The organism is Streptomyces sp. HUAS 31 (assembly GCF_028198125.1).
Classification (GTDB): Bacteria; Actinomycetota; Actinomycetes; order Streptomycetales; family Streptomycetaceae; genus Streptomyces; species Streptomyces chartreusis.
The window spans coordinates 5,792,990-5,819,079 of the sequence record NZ_CP116353.1 but is presented as its reverse complement, the minus strand read 5'-3'; the positions used below and the strand labels follow the sequence as shown (position 1 = coordinate 5,819,079).

The 26,090-nt window shown below is 72.3% G+C and carries 22 protein-coding genes; 12 read left to right on the top strand and 10 right to left on the bottom strand.

Annotated features, from left to right (window positions below; genetic code table 11):
* Nucleotides 1-242 precede the first annotated feature (242 nt).
* From PGH47_RS26080 to PGH47_RS26065, 4 genes are all read right to left on the bottom strand, one after another.
* Complete coding sequence (locus tag PGH47_RS26080; RefSeq protein WP_271665430.1) at nucleotides 243-1,520, bottom strand: helix-turn-helix domain-containing protein; 1,278 nt, start codon at nucleotides 1,518-1,520, stop codon at nucleotides 243-245.
* A gap of 420 nt (nucleotides 1,521-1,940) precedes the next feature.
* Nucleotides 1,941-2,432, bottom strand: coding sequence for a helix-turn-helix domain-containing protein (locus tag PGH47_RS26075; RefSeq protein WP_271665429.1), 492 nt, complete (start codon nucleotides 2,430-2,432; stop codon nucleotides 1,941-1,943).
* A 209-nt stretch (nucleotides 2,433-2,641) separates the two neighbouring features.
* On the bottom strand, nucleotides 2,642-3,163 hold the full coding sequence (locus tag PGH47_RS26070; protein WP_376053394.1) for a DUF3017 domain-containing protein: 522 nt from the start codon (nucleotides 3,161-3,163) through the stop codon (nucleotides 2,642-2,644).
* Entirely contained in the window at nucleotides 3,153-4,007 is an 855-nt protein-coding gene (locus PGH47_RS26065) for a bifunctional methylenetetrahydrofolate dehydrogenase/methenyltetrahydrofolate cyclohydrolase (protein ID WP_107903926.1), read from the bottom strand. The genes PGH47_RS26070 and PGH47_RS26065 overlap by 11 nt, the downstream gene beginning before the upstream one ends.
* Before the next feature lie 269 nt (nucleotides 4,008-4,276).
* On the opposite strand from PGH47_RS26065, the gene PGH47_RS26060 reads away from it, so the two are divergent.
* The 10 genes from PGH47_RS26060 to PGH47_RS26015 all read left to right on the top strand — a co-directional run bounded on the left by PGH47_RS26060 (nucleotide 4,277) and on the right by PGH47_RS26015 (nucleotide 14,090).
* Nucleotides 4,277-4,894, top strand: a complete 618-nt coding sequence (locus tag PGH47_RS26060; protein WP_271665428.1) for a hypothetical protein — start codon at nucleotides 4,277-4,279, stop codon at nucleotides 4,892-4,894.
* A gap of 154 nt (nucleotides 4,895-5,048) precedes the next feature.
* A complete protein-coding gene (locus PGH47_RS26055) occupies nucleotides 5,049-5,798 on the top strand; it encodes an FHA domain-containing protein (protein ID WP_030953036.1) in 750 nt (249 codons plus the stop codon).
* Nucleotides 5,795-7,366, top strand: coding sequence for a protein kinase domain-containing protein (locus tag PGH47_RS26050; RefSeq protein WP_271665427.1), 1,572 nt, complete (start codon nucleotides 5,795-5,797; stop codon nucleotides 7,364-7,366). The genes PGH47_RS26055 and PGH47_RS26050 overlap by 4 nt, the downstream gene beginning before the upstream one ends.
* Nucleotides 7,367-7,615: 249 nt before the next feature.
* Nucleotides 7,616-8,359 (top strand): FHA domain-containing protein, encoded by a 744-nt coding sequence (locus tag PGH47_RS26045; protein WP_271665426.1) that lies wholly within the window; start codon nucleotides 7,616-7,618, stop codon nucleotides 8,357-8,359.
* Nucleotides 8,356-9,735 (top strand): protein kinase domain-containing protein, encoded by a 1,380-nt coding sequence (locus PGH47_RS26040; RefSeq protein ID WP_271665425.1) that lies wholly within the window; start codon nucleotides 8,356-8,358, stop codon nucleotides 9,733-9,735. Before PGH47_RS26045 ends, PGH47_RS26040 begins: the two co-directional genes overlap by 4 nt.
* An 88-nt stretch (nucleotides 9,736-9,823) precedes the next feature.
* Nucleotides 9,824-10,453 carry a M23 family metallopeptidase gene (locus tag PGH47_RS26035; RefSeq protein ID WP_271665424.1) on the top strand — a complete coding sequence of 210 codons (630 nt, stop codon included), beginning with the start codon at nucleotides 9,824-9,826 and terminating at the stop codon, nucleotides 10,451-10,453.
* Nucleotides 10,454-10,584: 131 nt separating this feature from the next.
* Nucleotides 10,585-11,184, top strand: a complete 600-nt coding sequence (locus tag PGH47_RS26030) for an ALF repeat-containing protein (protein ID WP_271665423.1) — start codon at nucleotides 10,585-10,587, stop codon at nucleotides 11,182-11,184.
* Nucleotides 11,185-11,352: 168 nt separating this feature from the next.
* Nucleotides 11,353-11,760: a peptidase inhibitor family I36 protein gene (locus tag PGH47_RS26025; RefSeq protein WP_271665422.1), complete on the top strand. Its 408-nt coding sequence runs from the start codon at nucleotides 11,353-11,355 to the stop codon at nucleotides 11,758-11,760.
* Between the two features lies 1 nt (nucleotide 11,761).
* Nucleotides 11,762-12,124 carry a peptidase inhibitor family I36 protein gene (locus tag PGH47_RS26020; RefSeq protein ID WP_271665421.1) on the top strand — a complete coding sequence of 121 codons (363 nt, stop codon included), beginning with the start codon at nucleotides 11,762-11,764 and terminating at the stop codon, nucleotides 12,122-12,124.
* Nucleotides 12,125-12,251: 127 nt separating this feature from the next.
* Nucleotides 12,252-14,090: a protein kinase domain-containing protein gene (locus tag PGH47_RS26015; protein ID WP_271665420.1), complete on the top strand. Its 1,839-nt coding sequence runs from the start codon at nucleotides 12,252-12,254 to the stop codon at nucleotides 14,088-14,090.
* A gap of 48 nt (nucleotides 14,091-14,138) precedes the next feature.
* Here the strand turns inward: PGH47_RS26015 and purH are convergent, their stop codons facing one another.
* Both purH and purN read right to left on the bottom strand, forming a co-directional pair.
* Nucleotides 14,139-15,704: a bifunctional phosphoribosylaminoimidazolecarboxamide formyltransferase/IMP cyclohydrolase gene (purH, locus tag PGH47_RS26010; RefSeq protein WP_271665419.1), complete on the bottom strand. Its 1,566-nt coding sequence runs from the start codon at nucleotides 15,702-15,704 to the stop codon at nucleotides 14,139-14,141.
* Entirely contained in the window at nucleotides 15,701-16,330 is a 630-nt protein-coding gene (gene purN, locus PGH47_RS26005) for a phosphoribosylglycinamide formyltransferase (protein WP_176579209.1), read from the bottom strand. Before purN ends, purH begins: the two co-directional genes overlap by 4 nt.
* A gap of 273 nt (nucleotides 16,331-16,603) precedes the next feature.
* Between purN and PGH47_RS26000 the strand changes: the two genes are divergently transcribed.
* Nucleotides 16,604-17,395: a hypothetical protein gene (locus PGH47_RS26000; protein ID WP_271665418.1), complete on the top strand. Its 792-nt coding sequence runs from the start codon at nucleotides 16,604-16,606 to the stop codon at nucleotides 17,393-17,395.
* Nucleotides 17,396-17,421: 26 nt separating this feature from the next.
* Here PGH47_RS26000 and PGH47_RS43285 read toward each other — a convergent pair whose 3' ends face one another.
* Nucleotides 17,422-19,725: a cell division protein PerM gene (locus tag PGH47_RS43285; RefSeq protein ID WP_443048533.1), complete on the bottom strand. Its 2,304-nt coding sequence runs from the start codon at nucleotides 19,723-19,725 to the stop codon at nucleotides 17,422-17,424.
* Between the two features lie 114 nt (nucleotides 19,726-19,839).
* On the opposite strand from PGH47_RS43285, the gene PGH47_RS25990 reads away from it, so the two are divergent.
* Complete coding sequence (locus PGH47_RS25990) at nucleotides 19,840-20,955, top strand: sigma factor-like helix-turn-helix DNA-binding protein (protein ID WP_271665417.1); 1,116 nt, start codon at nucleotides 19,840-19,842, stop codon at nucleotides 20,953-20,955.
* Nucleotides 20,956-21,072: 117 nt separating this feature from the next.
* Here PGH47_RS25990 and sucD read toward each other — a convergent pair whose 3' ends face one another.
* From sucD to PGH47_RS25975, 3 genes are all read right to left on the bottom strand, one after another.
* Nucleotides 21,073-21,957, bottom strand: coding sequence for a succinate--CoA ligase subunit alpha (gene sucD / locus PGH47_RS25985; RefSeq protein WP_030955580.1), 885 nt, complete (start codon nucleotides 21,955-21,957; stop codon nucleotides 21,073-21,075).
* 27 nt (nucleotides 21,958-21,984) lie between these two features.
* Nucleotides 21,985-23,166: an ADP-forming succinate--CoA ligase subunit beta gene (sucC, locus tag PGH47_RS25980; RefSeq protein WP_107903961.1), complete on the bottom strand. Its 1,182-nt coding sequence runs from the start codon at nucleotides 23,164-23,166 to the stop codon at nucleotides 21,985-21,987.
* 650 nt (nucleotides 23,167-23,816) lie between these two features.
* The gene (locus PGH47_RS25975) at nucleotides 23,817-26,009 is read right to left on the bottom strand and encodes a hypothetical protein (RefSeq protein ID WP_271665416.1); all 2,193 of its coding nucleotides are present in this window, start codon (nucleotides 26,007-26,009) and stop codon (nucleotides 23,817-23,819) included.
* Between the last annotated feature and the right edge of the window lie 81 nt (nucleotides 26,010-26,090).

Genomic DNA, 26,090 nt, shown 5'->3' with positions numbered 1-26,090 from the left:
CCCGGGCGGCCGCCTGTGGGGGTACCGATGCCGGACTCCCGTGGGGGTACGGTGCGCGTGCCCACTTTGCGCGGCGGCATTCCTGCCCCACCGGAATTCTTTTCGCCCGCGCGGGCGAGCTGCGGCGATCGGACGTCGAGGGCTCGCAGACGGCGTGGGCGACCCCTGAAACGCGAACGGTGACCGAAGGGGCCGCGCCCCTTCGGTCACCTCACCATCGGCCTCGGCCCGGCGGCGCCCCGCTACTGCGTGCAGCCCTCCGGACCCACCGCCAGCGTCGCGCAGGCGATCGCCTCGCCCGCGTCCTTCACGGCCACCATCGGCGTGTACGCGATCGTGTCGCCGGCGACCGTGATCGAACCGGTCTCCTTCGCCTTGCCCGCCGTCACGGCCACCTCGTCGCCCTGCGCGGCCTGCGTGACACGTCCCCACGCCGCGCCGCACGTCTTGCTGTAGCGCACCTCGACCACGGCCGTGCCGACGGTCGCGGTCGCGGCGGTCGTCACGAGGTCACCGCTGCACCCCATGGCCTCCGCGTCCTTGCCGGTGCAGGTGGCGCCGCTGCACTTCACGCCGGGCGGCAGGTCGGTGTCGGCCGAGGCGGTCGGCGAGGGCGACTTGGCCGCCTCGTCGTCCTTCTTGCCACTGCCGCCGTCGGTGAAGTAGAACACCGCGGCGATCACGACGAGGACCCCGACGACCCCCGCGAGGAACATCGTCAGCCGGCGCTTCCCGCCGCCCCCGCCGGAGGACCCGGCCCCCGGACGCGGCCCCTGCGGCGGCTCGCCGTACGGACTCGGCGTCCCCGGCGTCCACGCGGCCCCCGACTCCGCGGCGGACGGCCCGGACACACCGGAGGCGCCGGACGCACCGGTCGCTCCAGCGGCACGGCCGCTGCCCGTCGGCGACGGACCCCGGTACCCCGCGAGGCCCCACGAGTTGGCGCCGGAGGACCCGGCGTCCCGGGCGTCACCCCCGCCGGCACCCCGTACGGGGGCGTCCCGGACCGAGGAGTCGCGGGTCTCGGGCGCCGTGGGCTGCACCGGCACGGACGGCGGCACGGTCGGTGCCACACCGGCCGGGCCGGCCACCCCGGGCTTGGGCGCGGTCGTGGCGCTGCCGCCGCGGTGCGCGCCCTTGCCCGCCTTCGCGCCGCCCTTGGCGTTCGCCGGGGGCGCCCCGAACTCGCTCAGGGCCGCGCGGGCCTGCGAGATCCGGATGGCCTCCATGGTCATGTCGTGACGCATCTCCGAACGGCTCCACGCACGCTCGGCGAGCTCCCACATGGTCGTCAGATGAACCGGATTCGTACCCGTGACCTCGGCGAGCGCCACGATCGCGCCCTTGGGCGCGAGCAGCCGCCCGTTCAGATACCGCTCCCAGGACGTCTTGCTGTATCCCGTGCGGTCGGCCAGCGCCGCGATGCTCAGACCACTGCGGTCCACGAGCCGACGCAACTGGCTCGCGAACTCCCTGACCTGCGGATCCAGTTCATCCGGCAAGGCCCTCCAACGAGGCATTGCTTCCCCCCTCTTCCCCCCGGTTCGTGCTGGTGTTTCACGCGATCCCCCGCGCGTGGTGCCCTCTGCCGAGTCCCCGATGTGGCTACCCAAAGGGATGCGCCCAGTAAGGATCTCAGTTCCCGGGGTGGGGGCGCACGGGAGCATCGGGACTGTGGGCATGCACCGTCGCACGCCCGTAGGACAGCGTCCAGTGTTCCACCGGCTTCCCTTGCCGACGGACACAACCCTGGCAGTAAGCCCTTACAGACAATCGGGACGCCCCGGACGTCCCGATCGACCACGCTAGCCCGCTCGCTGACCGAATTCCTTGCAAATCCGCGAACTTGTCAACACATCGACACACAGAAGGCACATAAACGATCACTCGCGCAACATGTCTGACATTCGGGCAAGTCGGACCCGGCCGCCCCAGCGGGCTCACCCCAGCGCGACGGCCCCGATCACGACCCCCAGCACCAGCAGCACGGCGAGCACGAAGGCCACCATCAGCAGCCGGCGCGACGGCGGACCCGATGTCTTGGGCGGCGCGTCCCACCAGGGCAGGGTGGGATCGTCCTCGTACTCCTCACCCTCGATCTCCGCACCACCCACGGCCGGCACCGCACCCTCGGGCTTCTCCGGCACCGTGACCGGCTTGGGCCACGCCTGCACGGCCAGTTCCCAGCGGACCCCGAAGCGCTCCGCCTCGTCCTTGTCGATCCCCGCCACCCGGCACAGCGCGACGACCGCCTGCCGCGGCGGGGGCTGGGTGGCGTTGAGGTAGCGCTGCCAGGAGGACTTGCTGTACGCGGTGCGCGCGCCCAGCGCGACCAGGCTCAGGCCCGTACGGTCCTTGAGCTGCCGCAACTGCTCCACGAAGTGCCGCACCTCCGACGGCAGATCGTCGGGCAGCGGCTGCCACGCACCCATCGCTCACCTCCGAACCGGGCCCGATCGGGTGACGACACGACACCGCGCATTGGTTCCCCGGACGTGCCCGACGTAGCGGAACGGTCACTTCCGTGCCACAGCGCACTGACAGGCGTTGAACAGCCCCTTCGCCGTGCCCGAGGGTTGACGCGGACGGCGGTCCGTCCTTCCTCGGGGGAGGGGACGGACCGCCGTCATGGCGAACGCTCCTAGTTCTCCACCGTGAAGTGCAGCGCGTCCTTCAGGAACGGCACCGTCAGCAGCGGATGCGGCTGCGCCATCAGCGCCAGCAGCACGATCGCGAGGCCCAGCACCCCGTACGTCACCATGTCGGTGAAGCGGGACCGTACGGCGAGCATGCCGACGCTCGGCAGCAGCCACCGCATCACCGCACCGGCCAGCAGGGCCGAGCCGATCAGCACCGTGCCGACGCGGAACTCGTCGAGCGCGGTGACCAGCAGGCCGACCCCGACGAGTCCGAGGACGACGAGGATCGGCCACTGCCGGGCGGGGGCCGGCAGATCGCCGGACGCCGCGCGCCCGCCGCCCTCGGGGCGTGCCGTGTCACGGGTGAACAGCGGGAAGCGACGGGTGGTCCGGCGGGGCCGGCCCTCCGCGTCGGGCGCGCTCACCGGGTCCCGGACCTCGATCTCCTCGACGTCCTCGACGGGCCCGGTCTCCTCGACGTCCTGCTTCTCCTGCGCCTTTCCGGCGCCCGGCTCAGCCGACACTGCGCTCCGCCGCCTCGACCACGTTGACCAGCAGCTGCGCCCGGGTCATCGGGCCCACACCACCGGGGTTCGGGGAGATGAAGCCGGCCACCTCGGCGACGCCGGGGTGGACGTCGCCCACGATCTTGCCGTCGGCGCCCCGCGAGACACCGACGTCGAGGACGGCCGCGCCGGGCTTGACGTCCTCCGGGCGGACCAGGTGGGCGGAGCCCGCGGCGGCGACGATGATGTCGGCGCGGCGCAGGTGCGAGGCCAGGTCACGAGTGCCGGTGTGGCACTGCGTGACGGTCGCGTTCTCGCTGCGGCGGGTCAGCAGCAGCGGCATCGGGCGGCCGATGGTGACACCGCGGCCGACGACCACGACCTCGGCGCCCTTGATCTCCACGCCGTACTGACGGAGCAGGGTCAGGACGCCGTTGGGGGTGCAGGGCAGCGGGGCCGGCTCGTTCAGGACGAGACGGCCGAGGTTCATCGGGTGCAGGCCGTCGGCGTCCTTGTCCGGGTCCATCAGCTCGAGGATGCGGTTCTCGTCGATGCCCTTGGGCAGCGGCAGCTGGACGATGTAGCCGGTGCAGGCCGGGTCCTCGTTCAGCTCGCGGACCACGGCCTCGATCTCCTCCTGGGTCGCCGTGGCGGGCAGTTCGCGCTGGATGGAGGCGATGCCCACCTGGGCGCAGTCGCGGTGCTTGCCGGCGACGTACTTCTGGCTGCCGGGGTCGTCCCCGACGAGGATCGTGCCGAGTCCGGGCGTGACGCCCTTCTCCTTGAGCGCCGCCACGCGGGCGGTCAGGTCCGACTTGATCGCGGCTGCGGTGGCCTTGCCATCGAGAATCTGGGCGGTCATGACTCCCATCTTCCTGGATGACGCCCTCCCGGTTCCAATCCGGGTCCCACGTGGCCTCCGTCACCCCATCTACGGCCGTATCCGCCCATGATCAGCGATGTTGCACTTGCACAACACATAGGGAATGCGGCTGGACAAGTAAGAGCAGACTAAAGAACGATGTGACTGCAGTGCCGCGGGCTGTACCGGGGGGACGAACCGCATTCAGTCACATCTCCTCCGCACCGTGCCGCGCGTCCCCGCACTCGGACAACGGAGGAAAGACCGCCATGAGTTTCGGCGACCCGAACAACCCCTACGGCCCGCCTCCCCAGGGCCAGCCCGGTTACCCGCAGCAGCCTCCGCAGGGCCAGCCCGGTTACGGCTACCCGCAGGGCGTTCCGCAGCAGCCGCCCGCCTACGGCTACCCGCAGGGCCAGCCGGCGTACCCCGGCTACCCGGGCGGCAACATGATGCCCGTGCAGATGCCGGGCCTGATGAAGACGGCCCGCGTGCTGCTCTTCATCCTCGCCGGTTTCCAGCTGCTGTTCGGCCTCATCGCCGGCATCGCGGTCGGCGCCGCCCAGGACCTGTCCAACGGCGTCGGCTCGGGTGACGACACCGACACGCTGGCCGGCCTCGGCTTCCTGGTCGCGGCCCTGCTGGTGGGTCTGGGCGCGCTGTCCATCTTCCTGGGCGTGAAGTTCAAGAACGGCGGCAGCGGCATCCGCATCACGACGATCGTGTACGCGTCGCTGATGATCCTCGGCGGCATCGTCAACATCGTGAACGGCGCGAACGGCTCCGCCACCTTCGGCGGTCTGATCTCCCTCGCCATCGCCGGCATCATCCTGGCCTCGATGGTGAACGGCGCCGCGTCCGCCTGGTTCAACCGCCCGCGCTACTGACGCACACCGGACCTTCACGGAAACCGCAGTAGCAGGGGCACAGTTTCACGCCAATAACAGCCGAGGGCCGTGTCTCACCTGTTCGAGGGGGGCACGGCCCGGCTGCGTCGTCCTACTCTGACGTGGGTAGCCGTCAGGCACGGGGAGACGCACCTTGTACAGCATCATCGTGGTACCTCCGCCGACCACGGAGGACGAGAACCGACGCGGCCAGCACCGGCTGGCGCCCGGCGAACGGCTGGGCTTCGGGCGATCCGTTTCCGACAACGACCTCACCATCCCGCACGACGGGGTGTCCCGCAGGGCCGGTGAGATCACCGCGCAGGGCGCCTTCTGGATACTGAGCAACCTCAGCCGGGAGCAGACGTACGTCGTCGAGAACCCGGAAGGCGCGGGCGAGCACATCAAGGTGGGGCCGGGGCGGCTGGACGCGCCGATCCCGTTCGAGTTCTCGCGGATCGTGCTGCCCGCGGCCGGCGACCTGCTGGCGATCGAGGTGTGGGCGCCGCGCCACGACTACCTCAGTTCCGAGGGCAGCCCGGACGGGGCGACCACCGCCCCGGCCTTCTCGGTGGACCGTACGAAGCGGTACTTCGCCGTCCTCGCCGCCCTGTGCGAACCGCGCCTGCGCGGTGAACCGCACGCCGCGCTGCCCACCGTCGACCAGGTCGTGGACCGGCTGCGCCCCAACTGGCCCGCGGCATCGCGCACCTCGGTGCAGTGGAACATCGACTACCTCGCCGTGAAGCTGCGGCTCAAGCCCGGCCCGGAGACTGCGGACACCGGCCCGCGTCTGAACGGCAAGAAGGAGTCACTGGTGTCGCTGGCGCTCCGGTTCGATCTCGTACGGGAGGACGACCTGGTCGTGCTCCGGGAGACCGCGGCCGGCCGGGTCGCCCGGTGACCGAGCCCTACGCCGTGCCGGTGCCCAGGGGGTACCGGGTGGGCGAGTGGGAGGTGCGGGAGCCGATCGCCACGGGCGCGTTCGGGAGCGTGTACGAGGCCAGACGCACCGGGGACGCCGAGGACCTGCCGAGGACCGCGGCCCTGAAGTTCCTGCCCACCGGCACCGGAACGCCCCGCCAGCTCACCCACCTGCGCGAACTCGTCGAGCGCGAGGTCGAGTTGCACCGCCGGCTGAAGCAGCCGCGGCTGATCCGGATGTACGACACCCTCGTCGTCGACGACCCGGCCCACCCTCCGCTCGACGGCGCCACCGTCCTCGTACTGGAGAAGGCGCAGGGCTCCCTGTCCACGCTGCTGGCGGCGGACCCGCGCCCCGCCGCCGGTCCCGCCCTGCTCGCGCAGATCTGCGAGGGACTGGCGCAGCTGCACCACGCGGGCTGGGTGCACGGGGACCTCAAACCGGCCAACGTGCTGCTGATGGCGGACGGTTCGGCCCGGCTCGCTGACTTCAACATGGCGGCGGAGCTGGAGGGCACGCACGCGTACACGCCCGCGTTCTCCACTCCCGACTACACCCCGCCGGAGCTGCTGTGGTCGGAGATCGGGGAGCGGGGCCGCCGTATCCGCCCGTCGGCGGACGTCTGGGCCTTCGGGGTCCTCGCGCATCTGCTGCTGACCGGCTCCTTCCCGCTGCCCGGCGGCACCCCGACGGCCCGCCGCGACGCGGCCGCCGCCTATGCGCGCGGCACCGACGACCTGCGGCTGTCCCCCGAACTGCCGGACGCGTGGCGGGAGATCGTCCGTGACTGTCTGACCCGTACGCACGAGGACCGCGTCGGCACCCAGGACCTGCTGCGCCGCGTCGAGGCCGCCGCCGGCACGGGCCGTTCGCCACGCCTGCCCCGGGCCCTCCTGTCGCGCCGCCGCTCCCGCCGTACGTCGGCGCTGGCCGCCGCGAGCGCCGTGATCGCGGTGTCCGCCCTCGGGTACGGCATCAGCAGCTGGGCGGACGGCGGCGGCAACGGCGGGGCGCCGGGCGGCGAGAACACGAAGGTCACGGCCGCCACGTACGGCGCCGCCGAGCTCCGTACCGACAAGGGCATCCCGGTGTCCTACCGGCGTCTCATCGTCGACTCGGCCCACGACTGCGTCCGGCCGCAGGTCACGCCCGCGTTGATCGCCGCCCTGCTGAAGGCGGAGAGCAACTTCGACCCGGACCTGTCCGACCCGTCGGCGGGCAAGGAGGGCGAGTACGGCATCGCCCGCTGGACGCCGAGTCTGCTGCGCTGGTGGATCCGTTCGGACGGCGTGCCCGCGGAGGCGACGCCCCGGCCGCCCCTCACGCCGGCCCAGTCCATCCCGGCCGTGGGCCGCTATCTCTGCTACATGGAACCGCTGCTGCACAAGACCGGCCTGTCCGGCGACCGCCAGGTGCTGCTGGCGGCCGCCTACCGCACGTCGACCAAGGTCGTGAACAACGCGGGTGGGGTTCCCCCGAAGTACCGCGACTACGCCACCCGCGTCGCCCACTACCTCAAGGAGTACACGCCGCCCGGGAAGAAGTGACCCTGAGAGGTCCGAGGTACCGCTCGCACGGACACCGGCGTCACGGTGGTCGTGTCCCCCCACGGGAGGATCCCGGGCTCGCGCTCCTGCCGACCGCGGCCGGGCGGCCTCCGGCTTCCTCGGGGGAGAGCCGGAGGCCGTTGCCCCTCGACAACACGCCGATTTTTGCCTGCTCTTGGGCTTTCGTCGCCCGCGCTTTCTACCCTGGCCCCAGATTCCGCAGGGGGCGAATCGGGGGAGGAAGCCGCCATGCACAGCATCATCGTCGTGCCCATGGAAAGCGCGTGCCCGGACGATCACTTTCACCTCGACCCCGGTGACGCGCTGCGCTTCGGCCGTACGGCACGCCCTCGTGGCCCGCACCTGACCATCCCGCACGAGGGCGTCTCCCGCGAGGCGGGCGAGATCACCGCCGCGGGCGCCTACTGGCGGCTCAGCAATCTGAGCGGGGCGCAGACGTACGTCGTCGAGAACCCGGAGGGCGCCGGCGAGCACATCAAGGTGCCGCCGGGCCGGCTCGACGCGCCCGTTCCCTTCGAGTTCTCGCGCGTGGTCCTGCCGGCCGGAAGCGACCTGCTGAGCTTCGACGTCTGGGCTCCGCGCCACGACTATCTGGACCGGCCCGGCCCCAGGGACGGAGCACCCACCGCGTCCGCCTTCCCCCTCGATCGCGGCAAACGGTACTTCCAGGTCCTGGTCGCCCTGTGCGCCTCCCGACTGCGAGGTGAGCCGCACGCCGCGCTGCCCACTGCCGAGGAACTCGTCGAGCGGCTCCGTCCCCTCTGGCCGTCGGTCTCCCCCGCTTCGGTGGCGTGGAACATCGACTACCTGGCGGTCAAGCTGCGCCTCAAGCCCGCTCCGGACACGGTGCCGGGCGGCGGTCCCCGCCTCAACGGCAAGAAGGAACGGCTGGTCTCCCTGGCCCTGCGCTTCGACCTGGTACGGGAGGACGATCTGACGCTGATCACCGGGAAGTCCGGGGCCGCCCGATGAGCGCCGAGTCGTCGTATGCCGTGCGGGTACCGCGGGGCTATCGCGTCGGTGTGTGGGAGGTCGTGGAGCCCATCGCGTCCGGTGCCTTCGGGAGCGTCTACGCCGCCCGGCGCGCCGAGCCCGCCGAGGGACTCCCGGCCGAGGCAGCGCTGAAGTTCCTGCCGACCGGCACACAGACCCCACGCCAACTGCGTCATCTGCGTGAACTCGCGGAGCGGGAGACGGAGTTGCTGCGCCGACTTCGGCGTCCGCGCCTGATCAGGATGTACGAGGCGCTCACGGTCGACGATGCCGGGCGTCCGGGCCTCGACGGCGCCACGGTCCTGGTACTGGAACGCGCCGAGGGCTCCCTCGACCAGTTGCTCGACCGGCTGTCGGCCCGGCGCGGCGCGGCGGCCGACCATGCGGTGGCCGTCCCGGGCGGGCCGTCCCTGGTCGCCCAGATCTGCGAGGGGGTCGCCCATCTGCACCACGCGGGCTGGGTGCACGGGGATCTCAAGCCGGCCAACGTGCTGCTGATGGCGGACGGTTCGGTCCGGCTCGCGGACTTCAACCTGGCCGCCGAGCTGGACGGCACCCACGCCTACTCCCCCGCGTTCGCGACCTCCGACTACAGCCCGCCCGAACTCCTGTGGGCCGAGGTCGGCGAGCGCGGCCACCAGACCCGCCCCACCGCCGACATCTGGGCCTTCGGCATTCTCGCGCACGTGGTGCTGACCGGCAGCCCGCCGTTCCCCGGGGCGAACCCCACGGCCCGCCGGGAAGCCGTCCAGCGTTACGCGAAGGGCCGGGACGAGCTGCGTCTGTCGCCCGAACTCCCCGACGTATGGCGGCAGATCGTCACCGACTGCCTGGCGCCCACCCACGCCGACCGGGCGCCGCACTCCGCGCAGAGCCTGCTGCGCCGGGTCGAGGCCGCGGCCGGCGCGGCACGCTCTCCGCGGCTGCCCCGGCTCAAGCCGAGACGCGGCCCCCATCCGGCCGTCCTCTGGTCGCTTCTGGCGGTGGCGGCGGTGTCGCTGGCCACGGCCGGCCTCCTCGCCCTGCGCGAGCCCGCGCCGCAGGGGTACGCACGCTGCGACCGGGGCGATGTCTGCTTCTTCACGAAGCCGGACGGACAGGGCGAGATGTGCGCCTGGTACGAGTACGACGACGACTGGGTCGGCGGCATCGTGACCTGCGACTGGGCGAAGACCACCCGGCCCAGGTCGGCCTTCAACAACGGCTACGTCGGGGATCCGCACCACGACGTGAGGCTCTTCCGCGAGGCCGGCCGCAAGACGCCGTTCGGCTGCGTCCAGGAACTCCAGAAGGTCAACTTCCCCGATCCCGGCGGCCTGGTGATCCGCTCCCATGAATGGGTGCGCTCCTGCTGAACCGACGGCCGTGGTTCCGGTCGCCCCTACAACTTTCGAGGTTCCCCCGTCGCGACCGGCACCGGATGGTTGGTGAGTCCGCAACGAGATGCGGCAGAAGAACACGAACGACAACGGGGAGATGCAGATGAAGACCACGGACCCGGCCCGACGTCGCGGGGCGGCCGTCGCCCTCGCGGCCGGCGCGCTCGCCCTCTCCTTCGGCGTGGAGTCCACCGCCGTGGCCGACGAGGTCCCGGCGGCCGCCAAGCCCAAGTTCCAGATGCCGTTCGCCTGCGGCACGCACTGGCGGCTCGACACCTACGACAGCGGCCACAACCCGGCGCTGGACATCGTGGTGAAGGGGAACACGGGATCGTCCGGCAAGAACGTGCTCGCCGGGTACAAGGGCAAAGTGGCCCGTACCTTCTGGGACCGCGGTGCCGGCAACGTCATCGTCATCAACCACGGCAGCGGCTGGTACACGGCGTACTACCACCTCAGGGACAGCCACGACAAGTACGTCCAGGAGGGCGACAACGTCGTCGCGGGGACCAGGATCGGCCACATCGGCGCGACGGGCGCCAACAGCGGCGGCTGGGCGCACCTGCACTACGAGCAGCGCTACAAGGCGAACGGCGTCCCGACCGAGGCCGACCGTGAGGCCGTGCACTTCAACGGCACGAAGTACTCGGGCACGGGCCAGACATGGAAGGACGTCGTCAGCAAGAACTGCTAGGTGCGGGCAACCGCGGGTGGTTGAAGGGTGCTTGTTTATTGCAGTGATCTCGGCCGGGATCGGAGGGAAGATACACGCACCCGCACATGCAGCGGATCGCCGCGCATGCCGCAGACAAGGAAGGCTCCCACGTGAGACCCACCCGTGCCGCCCTGACCCTCGTGGCCACCGCCCTGACCCCGGCCCTCCTGCTGGCCACCCCGGCCTTCGCCGCCGGCTCGGCGCCGTCGCCCGCCACCGCCGTGGCGACGGCCGCCGCGGCCGGCTCCGGCGTCGACGACATGTCCGACGACGACGTCCGAGTCGCGATCGCGCGCATCATCGGCGACCCGAACACGGGCAGGGCCGTCTACGCCGCGGCGCAGAAGGCCATGGACGGCACCATCGAGGACCAGCGGTACTTCCTGGAGACGGGCCGCCGGCTCGCCCAGGCCGAGGACGACCGGGTCGCGATCGCCCGCATCCTCGGCACGGCCGACCCGAAGACCGACAAGGCGGTCATCAGGGAGGCCAACAGGGCCCTCGACACCAACACCCCCGAGGCCCTGCGCGCGTTCCTGGAGACCGGTTACCGCCTGGCCCGGGCCGAGGACGACCGCGTCCGCGTCGCCCGCATCCTGGCCGACCCGACGATCAGCGACGCGCTCCGGGCGGCGGCGGAAGAGGCCATCGACGGAACGCCGGAGGAGCTGCGGTACTTCCTGGAGGTCGGGCAGTACGAGACCGCGTAGAGAAGCCTCACGAAGAGGGCCCGGGCACGGGTGGGAACACCGGTGCCCGGGCCTTTCGGGGTTCGGGAGCCCGGCCGTTCGGGAGCCCGACCCTGAAATGTTTGAGGTACCGCTGGTCACGGCCTCGATCCAGGGTGATGTCGAGGACATCGACCAGGAGGTAGATCCATGAAGCGAGTACGAGCACCGCGTACCAAGGCCGGCCTCGTCACGGGAGTGACGCTCCTCGCGGGGCTGGGCCTCGGCGTCACCACCGCACCGGTGCAGGCGGCCGAACCCCGCGCCTACAGCTGCCCCTCGGGGGACATCTGCTTCTACTCGGGCGACGACGGCACCGGGGACCGGTGCAACTGGGACGGAAACGACAACGACTGGCGCAACGGTGCCATCCGGTGCTCGTGGTCCGCGGACAAGAACGTGCGGTCCGTCTTCAACAACGGCACCAGCGGGATGGCCGTCGTCTACTACAGCGGGGCCAACTACGAGACCCGCAAGGGCTGCACCACGAAGGGCAAGAAGGGCAACTTGGCGGGCACGTACAAGCTGCGCTCCCACAAGTGGGTGTCGAGCTGCTGACGTGGCAGGCATCCGAGTCATGCTGATCGGCGTCGCGGTCGCTGCACTGTCAGCCGTCACAGTGCCGGCGACACCCGCCTCCCGGGCGGCGAGCTGCCCGGCGGGGTCCGTCTGCGTCCACAGCGGGTCCGACGGCGGTGGCAACCGCTGCACCTGGAACGAGGACGACGCCGACTGGAACGACGGGCCGCGCTGTGCCTGGCTCGCGGACACGGCCGTGAGGTCCGTCCGGAACGCGGGACTCACTGCGGTCGCCGTCCACCGGCAGCGGGACTTCGCAGGCCCGCCGGTGTGCGTCGAACCTGACACGACCGTGAATGTCTTCGGACGGTTCGCCTCGCACCGATGGGTGGACCACTGCTGAACCGCACGTGTGGCGGGCCGCACCCGGAACAGGGGGTGGCCCGCTACTCGCACGTGACGTACGAGCCCGCGATAGCCTCTCGTCAACTGGGGTGAACAACCCCGCGTGTTGTGACATCGGGGGTTCCATGTCGGAGCAGCGGCCCACGCCGCCATACTCTCCAGCATCCGCCGACGCCTCCCTGGCGCAGGCCGGTGCCACGCCCTTGCGGTCGTCGGATCCCAGCCGTATCGGGCCGTACATACCGCTCGGGCTGCTCGGCAGCGGAGGGATGGGGCACGTCTATCTCGCGCGGCCCGGTGACAGTTCCGCCGGGCTCGCGGCCGTGAAGGTGATCCGTCCCGAGTACGCCGAGGACGCCCGGTTCCGGCGGCGCTTCGAGCGGGAGGCGGCCGTGCACTCCCGGGTGCACACCCCGCGTACGCCGCAGCTCCTCGGCACCGGGTTCGACGACTCGCTGCTGTGGATGGGGACGCAGTACCTGCCCGGCCTGAACCTCGCCGAGGCGGTCCGCGAGTGCGGCCGGCTGGAGCGTGCCGGGGTGTGGCGGCTGATCGCGGAGCTCGGGCAGGCCCTGGCGGCACTGGCCGCCGCCGACGTCGTGCACCGCGACCTCAAGCCTTCCAACGTGGTCCTGTCCCTCCAGGGCGTCTACGTCATCGACTTCGGCATCGCCCAGGCCGCCGACGGCAGCGCCATCACCTCGACCGGGAGCCGCGTCGGCACGCCCGCCTTCATGGCGCCGGAGTATCTGCGCGAGGGCCACTGCGACACCGCCTCGGACGTCTTCTCGCTGGCGGGGAGCCTGATCTACGCCGCCACCGGGCACGCCCCGTTCGGCGACGGCACCGGCGTCGACGTGATGCACCGGGTGGCGTTCGAGGAGCCCAAGCAGGACATCATGGCCGAACTCTCGGCCGTGGACCCGGCGTTGGCCGCCCTGATGGCCGCCTGCCTCGCCAAGGACCCCGCCGCTCGCCCCCTCCCGCGACAGCTCATCGAGGCCGCCACGGCCGCCGGGCACAAGCACGGCACCCCGCCCGCCTGGCACGAACCGCTGCGCGACCGGCTGCTCGCCCGGCAGCAGGCATGCGAGGTGCTGGAGCGGGTCGCCGTCGAGGAGACCGTGCAGTTGCGCACGCCGGTGGCGCCGCCGATGTTCCCCGGCTCCGCCTCCGGGACGGAGCCGGTCCTCGGGCAGCCCACACCGCCCACGGCACACACGCCCCACACGGTGCCCGCGGCACACACAGCGCCCACGCCGGCCTGGCAGCACCCCACACCCGAACAGAACCGGGCCCCCGAAGGCGGCGGTCCGCGCCGCAAGCGCAAGGTTCTTCTCGCCGTCGCCGCGAGTCTCGCCGTGTGCGCGGTTGCCGCCGGCGCCTTCCTGCTCACCCGGCCGCCCATGGACGAGACGGCCTCGGCCGCGCCCACGGCAACCGACAGCGCGGCCCCCGGCGGCGCGCAGGCGTTGGCGCCGCCCGGCGAGTCAGCCTCGCCCTCCGGCAAGAAGAAGGAGTCGGAGAAGGCCGAGCCGCGGGAGTCGGAGACCGGTGCCTCCGAGAGCGCGAGTGCGACAGCCGCCGCGGGCGAGGGCGGGACCCGGCCGACCCCCGGCGACAAGCCCTCGGCCACGTCCGGCAACGGCGGAGGCGGCGGGAGTACCCCGGCCGCCACTCCCACCCCGACGGCGCCCACCACGCCCGCCACCCCGCCCTGGATCTCCCAGTGCACGTACTACTCCGGCACCGAGCTGACCGTCCGCGGCAACCGCGGCCAGCGTGTGGTCCAGGTGCAGTGCATGCTCACCAAGCGCGGCTACAGCGTCGGTTCGTCGGGCGTCGACGGCGAGTTCGGCAGCGCCACGCTGGCCGCCGTGAAGCAGTTCCAGGGCGCCAAGGGCCTGGAGGTGGACGGCGAGGTCGGCCCCAACACCTGGGCGGCGCTGCGCAGTTCGACATGAGGCGGGCCCGCCGTTCATCGAACGACGGGCCCCCGGAACCGGTACCGCTCAGTGGAAGAAGTGCCGCGTCCCGGTGAAGTACATCGTGACGCCCGCCTTCTTCGCGGCCTCGACCACCAGCTCGTCGCGGACCGAACCGCCGGGCTGGACCACGGCCTTCACGCCGGCCGCGGTGAGGATCTCCAGACCGTCGGGGAAGGGGAAGAAGGCGTCGGAGGCGGCGTAGGAACCCTGCGCGCGCTCGGCGCCGGCCCGCTCGACCGCCAGCTTCGCGGAGTCGACGCGGTTGACCTGGCCCATTCCGACGCCGACCGAGGCGCCGTCCTTGGCGAGGAGGATCGCGTTGGACTTCACGGCCCGGCACGCCTTCCAGGCGAAGGCGAGTTCGGCCAGCTCATCGGCGGACAGGGCCTCGCCGGTAGCCAGGGTCCAGTTCGCCGGGTCGTCGCCGTCGGCCTGGAGGCGGTCGGTGACCTGAAGGAGGGCGCCACCGTCGATGGGCTTGATCTCGACGGGGTTGCCCGGGCCCTCGGGGCAGCGCAGCACGCGGATGTTCTTCTTCTTGGCGAGGGCTTCGAGGGCGCCGTCCTCGTAGCCCGGCGCGACGATGACCTCGGTGAAGATCTCGGCGACCTGCTCCGCCATCTCCTTGCTGACCGGGCGGTTGACGGCGATCACGCCGCCGAACGCCGACAGCGGGTCACAGGCGTGCGCCTTGCGGTGCGCCTCGGCGACGTCCGCGCCGGTCGCGATGCCGCAGGGGTTCGCGTGCTTGATGATCGCGACGGCCGGCTCGGCGTGGTCGTACGCGGCACGGCGAGCGGCGTCCGTGTCCGTGTAGTTGTTGTACGACATCTCCTTGCCGTGCAGCTGCTCGGCCTGCGCGAGACCGCTCCCGCTGCCGTCCACGTACAGGGCGGCGGGCTGGTGCGGGTTCTCGCCGTAGCGCAGGGTGTTCTCGCGCTCCCAGGTGGCGCCGAGGAAATCGGGGAACTGCGACTCGTCGACGGGGGCGTAGGAGGAGGCGAACCAGCTCGCCACCGCGACGTCGTACGCCGCCGTGTGCTGGAAGGCCTCGGCCGCGAGCCGCTTGCGGGTGGTGAGGTCGAAGCCGCCGTCGCGGACCGCGCCGAGGACGTCGGCGTAGCGGGCGGGGCTGGTGACGACCGCCACCGACGGGTGGTTCTTGGCGGCGGCGCGCACCATCGACGGGCCGCCGATGTCGATCTGCTCGACGCACTCGTCGGGGGTGGCGCCGGAGGCGACGGTCTCGCGGAACGGGTAGAGGTTCACGACGACCAGGTCGAACGGCTCGACGCCCAGCTCGGCCAGCTGCCGCTGGTGGTCCTCCAGGCGCAGGTCGGCGAGGATGCCGGCGTGCACGCGCGGGTGCAGCGTCTTGACGCGGCCGTCCAGGCACTCGGGGAAGCCGGTGAGCTCCTCGACCTTGGTCACCGGGACGCCGGCCGCGGCGATCTTCGCGGCCGTGGAGCCGGTGGAGACGAGCTCGACGCCCGCCTCGTGCAGGCCGCGCGCGAGGTCTTCGAGACCGGTCTTGTCGTAGACGCTGACGAGCGCCCGTCGAATGGCCCGCTTGTTGCTCTCGGCGGTCACTGGATAACTACCTTTCGTCCCTCAATGCGGTGGCCGTTGCGGGCGATCCGCCCCACGACCTCGACGAGCAGCCTTCGCTCGACTTCCTTGATGCGCTCGTGCAGAGCGCTCTCGTCGTCCTCGTTGCGGACCTCGACCACGCCCTGAGCGATGATCGGCCCGGTGTCGACGCCGTCGTCGACGAAGTGGACGGTGCAGCCGGTGACCTTGGCGCCGTACGCGAGGGCGTCACGGACGCCGTGGGCGCCGGGAAAACTGGGGAGCAGGGCCGGGTGGGTGTTGACGAACCGGCCGCCGAAGCGGGCGAGGAACTCCTTGCCCACGATCTTCATGAACCCGGCGGAGATCACGAGGTCGGGCTCGTGGGCGGAGACGGCGTCGGCGAGGGCGGCGTCCCACTCCTCACGCCCGGCATGGTCCTTGACCTTGCACACGAAGGTCGGCAGCCCCGCGCGCTCGGCCCGCGCCAGCCCCTCGATGTTCTCGCGGTCGGCCCCCACGGCCACGATCTCGGCGCCGTACGCCTCGGGACCGACGGCGGCGATCTCGTCGAGGAGCGCCTGAAGGTTGGTGCCGGATCCGGAGACCAGCACGACGAGGCGCTTGGCCACGGGCTTGGCGGCCACGATGGGGCCCTTTCTCGGGGGTGCGTTCTTCATGCGGCCGACGCTTTGTATATTCGTACGATTGCATCACGCCCCGGGATACGGGGAAGTCTACGAAGCGGGCGACCGTCAGCAACGATACCGGCACTCCCGAGAGCCCCCACGGGACGGGGGCGTGGCCGGAAGGTAGCGTCTGGGGGGAGCTGGGCCGGGAACGCGGTCGTGGTGCTGTGCGTTCAGGAAATGACAGCTCATGTCGGATCAGTCGTTCACCAAGGGGAAGACGCTCACTTGATGCCGGACCGCAGCTTGCGACTCCTCACACTCCCCCCGCATTCCGTGCAGGGAGGGGAGCACAGCGGCGTGCTGCTGCGGGAGCGCCCCGCCTCACCGCCCGACGCCCCCTCGGGCGGGCAGAACGGCGGCGGGCAGGGCAGCGGCGGCCAGGGGCAGGACGACAACCCCTTCGCCCCGCCGCCGGAGGGCACGCCCGACCGCCCGTGGCAGCCGCGCCGCCCGTCGGGCGACGACGACTCGCAGGGCTCCGACCAGGGCAACGGCGACTCTCCGTGGGGCAACCAGTGGAGCGACCGCCAGCCGGGCCGCTCCTCCGGCGGGTTCGGCGAGAACCCCCGGGGCGGCCAGGACGGCCCCGGGGGGAACGGCGGGCCGGGCGGCGGCATGCGCTGGGACCCGACCGACCCGACCCAGCGCCGGGCTCGTTACGCCCTGCTGTCCGGCATGTGGGCCTTCTTCTTCGCCCTGTTCAGCTGGCCGTACATGGCCCTGCTGCTGGGCGCGCTCGCCCTGTACTGGGGCATCAGCAGTCTCCGAGCCAAGCCCCGCACGCCGGACCCGGACAACCCTGCGCCGCAGAACAACGGCCGCCCGCAGACGACGGCGGCGGTGAGCGGGCTGGTCACGGCGTCCCTCGCCATCGCGGTGGTCGCGGCCGGGTTCGCCGCGCAGGTCGTCTACAGCGACTACTACACCTGCCGCGACGACGCGCTGACGAATCAGGCGAAGCAGTCGTGCAACGAGCATCTGCCGAAGGAACTGCGGGGGATTCTGGGCGCGGAGAGCTGACGCCGCCCCGGTCGGGCGGGGCGGCTCTACGGGGCGTTCGGACTTGAATCCGGGGACTCTTGGGGGGCTGGTTCCGAGGGCTTCTCGGCGGGCAGCTCCTCGGTGAGCGGCTTCTCGGCGGGCGGCTTCTCGGCGGGCGGGTTCTCCGCGGCCGGATTCTCCGCGGCCGGATTCTTCTCCTCGGCCGATGCCTTTTCCTGGGCTGGGGCAGTCGGTGGCTTCTGCGCGGTCGGGGCGTCGGGTTCGTCCAGCGGCTCCGGGGGCGGGGGCGGGGGCACCGACAGCGGTCCGCTTGGCCGGAAGTCGTCCGGCTCGAAGGTCGTGTCGTGGTCGTACGTCGCGTACGGGATGTCCTGGGTGAGGGCCTCGTACCTGGCGTCCTCGCCGTACGCCGCGGCCTGAGCGCCCTTCTCGTCGGTCCGGTCGGCACCGGTCCGGTCCCGCGTGGGCGCCGACGCCGGCACCGACGCCTTGAACGGCGTCTTGCGGCCATTCGCCGGGGGCCTCGTCCTCGAGTCCGCCGACCCGTCCTCACCCGATCCGGCCCTCGCCGATCCGCTCGCCCCGGCCCCGGCAGATCCGCTCGCCCGGCCCCCGGCCGATCTACCCGATCCACCCGCCCCACCCACGGCCGATCCACCCGCCCCACCCACGCCCGATCCACCCGATCCACCCACCCCGCCCGACTCCCCCGCCCCCGACAACCGCCCGCCGACCAACGGCAACCGATCCCGCAGCGAGCGCTCCTTCCCGGCCGGGCCGCCCTCCGCCGGCGCTCCCACCCGAGGCCTGCCGATCCGTGCGCCCTGGGTGTCGCTCACCGGCCCCGCATGGTGCCGTCCCATCCAGCACCGCCAGCCGCGCACCAGCACCGCCACCGGAACCGCCACCAGCGCGGCCCACCCCAGCGTCGCCGCCCCGGCCTGCCACCACACCGGCCCGAACCTCGCCAGCGCCCCCACGCCCAGCGGCCCGCCCGACAGCGTGGCCAGCACGGCGACCGCGAGGGCGCAGAACCCGGCCGCCAGCAAGGCCGTGACGGCGGTGAGTCCGGGTGACCAGGTCACCACGGGCGTCGGCCCGCGCTCGGACCGGCCGGCCGAGGACTCCTCCTTGTCCCGGAACCGGCCTGTCGAGGAACCCTGCCCGGTCCACAACCGGCCTGTCGAAGACCCCTGCCCGGCCCGCGACCGGCCCGCGCCCGCCCCCTGTCCGTCCCGTGCCCGGCCCGTCGCCGGCCCCTGCCCCGCCCGGATCCGAAGCGTCGCGGACGTGTCCGGGTCGGCGGACCGCTCACGGAACCCGTCCCCCCAACCCGCCGCGAACCACCCGACCACCAGACCCGCCGCGATCGGCACCACGGCCACGCCCCAGCGCAGCGGCCCGGCGACGGCCGTCTCCGGCACCGCCTCCAGCAGCGGGAACGGCGGCAGCAACGGCGCCGGCGTCGAGGACAGCGGCCCCACGACATGCCCCGACCCGAGCACGAACCCCGGCCCGAGCGCGTACGCCGCCGCCCACACGGCCGCGTTCGGCACGAGCGCCGCGCACAGCAGCAGCACCGCGAGCCGTCCCGACAAGCCCTGCGTCAGCTCCAGGAAGGACCCCCGCACCGCACCGCCGTGCCACACCAGTGCCCCGCCCACGAGCAGCGCCCCGCCGCCGGCGAGCGCCGCGACACCCGCCCCGGCCGCCCGTGCCGCCGTACCGACGCGGGCCCGTCCCTCCACGTCCGGCACCAGCCTCCGTACGCGTTCCGGGAGCACGAGCAGCAGGCCGTCCACGACCTCGGGCCGCCGCTCGCACGCCGTCCACACGCCGACACCCGCCGCCGCCATCGTGACCACGGGCACCCGCAGCACCGTCCACAGCCAGGACGGTTGCAGCTCGCCCCCGGCCGAGTACACGGCGGCCGCAAAGCCGACCCCGAGGTACCCGAGGACGACGCCGGCCCACGCCGTACGGATCGACACCAGCGGCACCCCCTCGCCCCCGTCGGCCGCCGCGTCCCGTGCCGCCCGGTGGACCAGCCACACCGGCAGCGCGAGCAGCAGCAGCGGGGTGACCCCGACCGGCGCGGGAACGCCGGAGAGCGTGTCGGTGCGGACCAGTTCGGCACCGTGCGCCAGCAGCCACAGCACGGAGGCGATCCGCAGCGCGCCGCCCGGTCCGCTGTCCGGGTACGGCGAGCTGATCCACAGCGCGATCACCATCACGGCGAACACACCGAGCCCCAGCCCCGCCGCCACCGCACCGCTGAAGAGGCTGGCGCCCAGGCCGGGCGAATGGCGGCGCATGCGCGTCAGCAGGGGCGTTCGACGAGCGGTCATCTCGATCACGCTCGCCATGCTCCCAACGACACGCGCTTTCCCGTCGTAACAGGCGAACCTCCGATGTGTCGCTCAATATATGTTTATGTACTTTTTCGTACGAAAGGGCCCCCGGTGACGCAGACCTCCGCAGTCCCGCTCCCTCCGCCCGAGGAACGCCGACGCCTGCGTAAGACCGGTGCATTGACGCAGGCTCAGGTCGCGGAACGGGTGGGCGTGAGCCGCGAGACGGTGCGCGCGTGGGAGAGCGGCCGCACGACACCGCGGGGCCGAAGGAGGGAGGCGTATGCACAACTGCTGTGGTCCATCGCCGACAAGACGGGGGGTCAGCAACCCGAGGAAGTACATGACATGACGGCACTTCAGTACATGGCCGAGAGCACGGCGACGGCCCCCGAACCCCCGCCCGTGTCCGAGCCGTCGCCCGAGAGCCGGCTCACCCCCGCCCAGGCCTTCGACGCGCTCTACGCCTTCTGCGCCCCGGCCCTCGTACGGCAGACCTTCCTGCTGACCGGGCGCCGCGAGCTCGCGCGTGAGTCGGTCGAGCGGGCCTTCCAGCACGCCTGGCAGCGCTGGCCCGAGGTGGCCCGGGACCGCGATCCGGCGGGCTGGGTGCGGGCGGCGGCGTACGAGTTCGCGCTCTCCCCCTGGCACCGGTTCCGCCCCCGCTACCGGCACCCCGAACCGCCGCCCTCCGACGCGTTCGACCGCGCCCTGCTGGACGTGCTCCTCCAACTGCCGCCGCCCCAGCGCCGCACACTCGTCCTCTACGACGGTGTCGGCCTGGACCTGCCCGAGACGGCGGCCGAGACGGAGGCGAGCACACGGGCCGCCGCGAAGCGCCTCATGAACGCGCGCACCGCGGTCGCCGCCCGACTGCCGGACCTGTCCGACCCCACCACACTCCACCGGCGTCTTGCCGAACTGGCCTCCACGGAGCGGCTGCGCGCGGCCAAGCCCATGGTGGTGCGCGACGGCAGCGAACGCCGGGCCCGTTTCTGGACCCGGGCCGCGATCGCCTTCACCGTGGCGCTCATCGGCACCACGGCACTGACGCTGCGGACTGCTCCCACGCACTACGAGCCACCGGTGCCGCCGGGCTCGACGGTGCGGGGCGTGCCGCCGAGGATGGCGCCGGGGCCGTTGTCGGAGAAGGAGCGGGAGCTGCGGGAGAAGCTGCGCAAACAGATGCAGTCCGGCCCGGAGCGGCTCCTGCCGCAAGTCACATGACCCGCGCGGACCTCGCCATGGCCCGCTTCCCGTGTGGGGGCGGGCGGAAACGCCGGTGGGCCCGCCCCCACACGGGGAGCGGACCCACCGGCATACGGCTCACCGCCGTGACTGCGTTCAGCCGCCCAGGATCTCGCGGGCCAGCTTCGCCGTCTCGGTCGGGGTCTTGCCGACCTTGACGCCCGCGGCCTCCAGGGCCTCCTTCTTCGCCTGCGCCGTGCCGGAGGAACCGGACACGATGGCGCCGGCGTGACCCATGGTCTTGCCCTCGGGCGCGGTGAAGCCCGCGACGTAGCCGACGACCGGCTTCGTCACGTTGTCCTTGATGAACGCGGCCGCGCGCTCCTCGGCGTCGCCGCCGATCTCACCGATCATGACGATCAGGTCGGTGTCGGGGTCGGCCTGGAACGCGGCGAGCGCGTCGATGTGCGTGGTGCCGATGATCGGGTCGCCACCGATGCCGACGGCGGTCGAGAAGCCGATGTCACGCAGCTCGTACATCATCTGGTACGTCAGCGTGCCGGACTTCGAGACCAGGCCGATACGGCCCGGCTTCGTGATGTCGCCCGGGATGATGCCGACGTTCGACTGGCCCGGGGTGATGATGCCGGGGCAGTTCGGGCCGATGATGCGGGTCTTGTTGCCCTTCTTGCCGGCGTACGCCCAGAAGGCGGCCGTGTCGTGCACGGCGATGCCCTCGGTGATCACGACGGCCAGCGGGATCTCGGCGTCGATGGCCTCGACGACCGCGTCCTTGGTGAACTTCTCCGGCACGAAGATGACGGAGACGTTGGCGCCGGTCTTCTCGATGGCCTCCTTGACGGTGCCGAAGACCGGTACCTCGGTGCCGTCGAAGTCCACGGTCTGACCCGCCTTGCGCGGGTTGACGCCGCCCACGACCTCGGTGCCGTCACCGAGCATGAGCTTGGTGTGCTTCATGCCCGTGGCGCCGGTCATGCCCTGGACGATGACCTTGCTGTCCTTGTTGAGCCAGATAGCCATGGTGTGTTGTGTCCTCGTCCTGAGTGCTTACTTGGCGGCGTGAGCCAGTTCGGCGGCCTTGTCGGCCGCGCCGTCCATGGTGTCGACGCGCTGGACCAGCGGGTGGTTGGCGTCGGTGAGGATCTGCCGGCCGAGCTCGGCGTTGTTGCCGTCGAGGCGGACGACGAGCGGCTTGCTGACGTTCTCGCCGCGGTCCTCGAGGAGCTTGAGGGCCTGGACGATGCCGTTGGCGACCTCGTCGCACGCGGTGATGCCGCCGAAGACGTTGACGAAGACGGACTTGACGTCCGGGTCGCCGAGGATGATCTCGAGGCCGTTCGCCATGACCTGGGCGGAGGCGCCACCGCCGATGTCCAGGAAGTTGGCGGGCTTGACGCCGCCGTGGTTCTCACCGGCGTAGGCGACGACGTCCAGGGTGCTCATGACGAGACCCGCGCCGTTGCCGATGATGCCGACCTCACCGTCGAGCTTGACGTAGTTGAGGTTCTTCTCCTTGGCCGCCGCCTCGAGCGGGTTGGCGGCGTCCTTGTCGTGGAGCTCCTCGTACTCGGGGTGGCGGAACTCGGCGTTCTCGTCGAGCGACACCTTGCCGTCGAGGGCGATGACGTCACCGGAGGCGACCTTCGCGAGCGGGTTGACCTCGACGAGGAGGGCGTCCGACTTGATGAAGGTGTCCCACAGCGTGATCAGGACGTTGACGACCTTGTCCGCGACCTCGGCCGGGAACTTCGCGGCCTCGACGATCTCGCGGGCCTTGGCCTCGTCCACGCCGTCGATGGCGTCGATCGCGATCTTGGCGACGGCCTCCGGGCGGGTGGCGGCCACCTCCTCGATCTCCATGCCGCCCTCGACCGAGGCGATGGAGAGGAAGGTGCGGTTGGCACGGTCGAGGAGGAAGGAGACGTAGTACTCCTCCAGGATCTCCGGGGCCGTCTCGGCGATCATCACCTTGTGGACCGTGTGGCCCTTGATGTCCATGCCGAGGATGTCGGTCGCCCGGGCGACGGCCTCGTCCGCGTTCGCGGCGAGCTTCACGCCACCGGCCTTGCCGCGGCCGCCGACCTTCACCTGGGCCTTGACGACAGACTTGCCGCCGAGGCGCTCGGTGGCTGCGCGGGCCGCCTCAGGCGTGTCGATGACTTCACCGGCCAGCACCGGTACATCGTGCTTGGCGAAGAGGTCCCTCGCCTGGTACTCGAACAGGTCCACGCGCTTCCGTCCCTATCAGTGATCTCGCGGTTCGTTGGATGCGTGGGCGTGCCGCGAAGGGCAACGTGACGTCCGCTGTCACTAGGGAGGCGCACACGGTGTCCGAGCGCGCGGCATGTCCGTCTCGCAGGTTATCGCTGCTTGCGGAGGGCCCCTAAATCGAGGGTCACACCTGAGCGGTGATACCTGTCACATGATGCCGCGAACAGGGGTGATCACTGGCACGGCGTGCCGACGGTGAGGTGCCGGTGATGCGGTGGTGACGTGACGGCACGGCTGTGACGGCACCGGTACTACGGGCAAGGACCTCACCGGGCTGGGGTTTGACCCGGTGAGGTCCCTTGTACTGCCCGGAGGGGCACGAATGGGCCGCCCCTGAGGGCTCTGGACGGGTGATCCCCACCCCAATGGGGACCACCCGTCCGGTCCGCGAGGTCCCGGCCGGACGGGGCCGATGGCTTTCGGCCGTCCGAGGTCGGGTGCCTCGCGGAGTCGTCGGTCGCCGGGGTGGATCAAGGGGGGTGGTCACGGGTGGCGATCACTGGTGGTGCGATCGCTGGTGCCGCGATCGATGGCTCTGATCGTTGGCTGTGATCGCTGGCTGTGACCGCTGGCTGTGACCGCGCCCGCCCCGGCGAATGAGGGATCGGTCAGACGCGATAGGCGCCCGCGTCCTGGCCGAGGTCGTGGCGGACCTGGTCGCCGAGGTCCTGCGCGTAGCCGGGCGTGACGGAGCGGGCGACGCCCCGCACGCCGGTGGTGGCGTTGCCCGCGAGCGGGCCGGCCGAGTCACGGACCGTCCCGGCCAGGTCTTCGGCGAAGGGCGCGGCCTGCCCGGCCACCCCGTGCGCGAACGGGCCGGCCTCGCCGACGACACCGCCCGCGAAGGGACGGACGTCGTCCGCGACGCCGTGCGCGAAGGTCGTGGCGCTGCCGCCGACGCCGTACGCGAGCGTCGTGGCGCTGCCGCCGACGCCGTCCACGACCGGCCCGACGGTGTCCACGACCGTGTCGACGACCGGCTGCACGGCGCCGGTGACGCCGTACGCGAAGGGCGGCACCTGCTCGGCGACACCGCCGGCGAACGGTACGGCCTGCCCGGCCACGCCGTGCGCCAAGGGGCCGGCCTCGCCGACGACACCGCCCGCGAAGGGACGGACGTCGTCCGCGACGCCGTACGCCAGCGTGCCCGCGTCGGCGACGGCCCGACCGGCGACCGGCACCACGCCGTGCACGGCCGCGTCGGCGACCGGCGGCAGGACGGAGCCGGTGACGTCGCCGGCGACATGGCCGGCCAGGCCGGTGGCGTACGGGGGCACGTCGGCGGCGACGCCCTGCACGACCGGCCGCACGTCGGCGACGGCGCCCCAGGCGACGGGACGGACGTCGGCGACGGTGCCGTCGGCGAGGTGCCGGACATCGCCGACCGCGCCGTGGGCCACGGACTCCGTGCCCTGGACGACGCCGCCGGCGACCGGCCGCACCTCCTGGACGGCCCCGTCGACCACCGGCCGCACGCCCGCGACGGCTCCGGTGGCCACCGGCTGGACGTCGGCGACCACGCCGTACGCGAGTGCCGTCGCGGCGTCGACCGTGTGCTGTGCCGTGCGGCCGACCCCGGCGACGGCGCCGTGGGCGACCGGGACCACGCCGTCGGCCGTCCGGCCCACGACCGGCGTCACCCCGTTCACGGCACCGCCGACCACCGGCCGGACGCCGTCCACCGCGTGCCCGGCGACCGGGGTCACTCCGGCCACGGTGCCGGTGGCGGCGGGCACTGCACCGGCGACGGCGTGTCCGGCGGTCGGGACGACGCCCTCGACGGCGCGGCCCGCGACCGGGCCGACTCCGTGCACGGCCTCGGTGACGACCGGCGGGACGGCCGCGTCGGCGGTCTGCGCCACGACCGGCGTGACCGTGCCGGGGACGGCGGCGACGGTGCCGACGACCCGCTGGTGCACGCCGCCGACGGTGCCGGTGACCGTGCCGGTGACATGGCTCGGGATCGCGGAGACGGCGGCCTGCGCGGCCGCGGTGACCGTGCCGGCCCGGCCGGTGGCGGCCGTCGCCGTGTCCGTGACCCTGCCGTCGGCGTGGGCCACTGCGGCGTGCGCGACGTCGTCGACACCCGCCGCGGCGCGACCCGCGCCGGCGACGGCGTACTGCGCCTTCGTCCGTACGACACCCTCGACGCCCTGCGCCTGCGAACGCGCCGCCGCCTGCACGCCCTGCACCTTCGTCTGCGCGGCGGCGAGCGCCTGCTCCAACTCGGGGGCGAAGGCGGCGAGGGGGCCGAAGAGGTAGTCGATGGTGCCGGGGTGCTGCGGGGTGTGGTGCGGGAGGTGGTCGCGGACGTCGGTCACGGCCGCGGAGACGTGGGCCTCGGCATGCGCGGTGACCTGCGCGGTCGCGTGCGCCGTGGCCTGGTCCGCGCGGGCGGCCCTGGCGCCCTGGATGGCCTGCGCCGCGCCCTTCGCCTTGGCTGCGGCCGGGGTTGCCGTGTCCGTGGCGGACGGGACTGTGAGGTCGGCGTCCACGTAACGGCGGGCCTGGTCGGCGGTGTTCGCGGGCGTCGTCCGTGCGGTGTCGGCGACCTCGCCGGTCGCGCCCTCGGTGACGCCGGTGACGGTGTCCGTGACGCCGGAGACGACACCGTCGACCGTGTCGGTCACGCCGCCGAGGAGGCCGGGGGCGCCGGCGCTGTCGGTCACGTCGGTGGCTTTGTCGGGTACGGAGAGGTTGGAGGCCGGCAGCTCGTCCGCGCTGGCCACGGTCGAACCGAGCGCCCAGGCGCCGGTGACTCCGGCGGCTATGACGATCGAACGGCGGATGTTCTTGTTCATGCTTGCGTCGGATCCCTAGATCTCGGGGCTCCGAAGACCCCCGGAGCAACGGAGAAGTGAAGCTCCGGGACTTCGGACGGT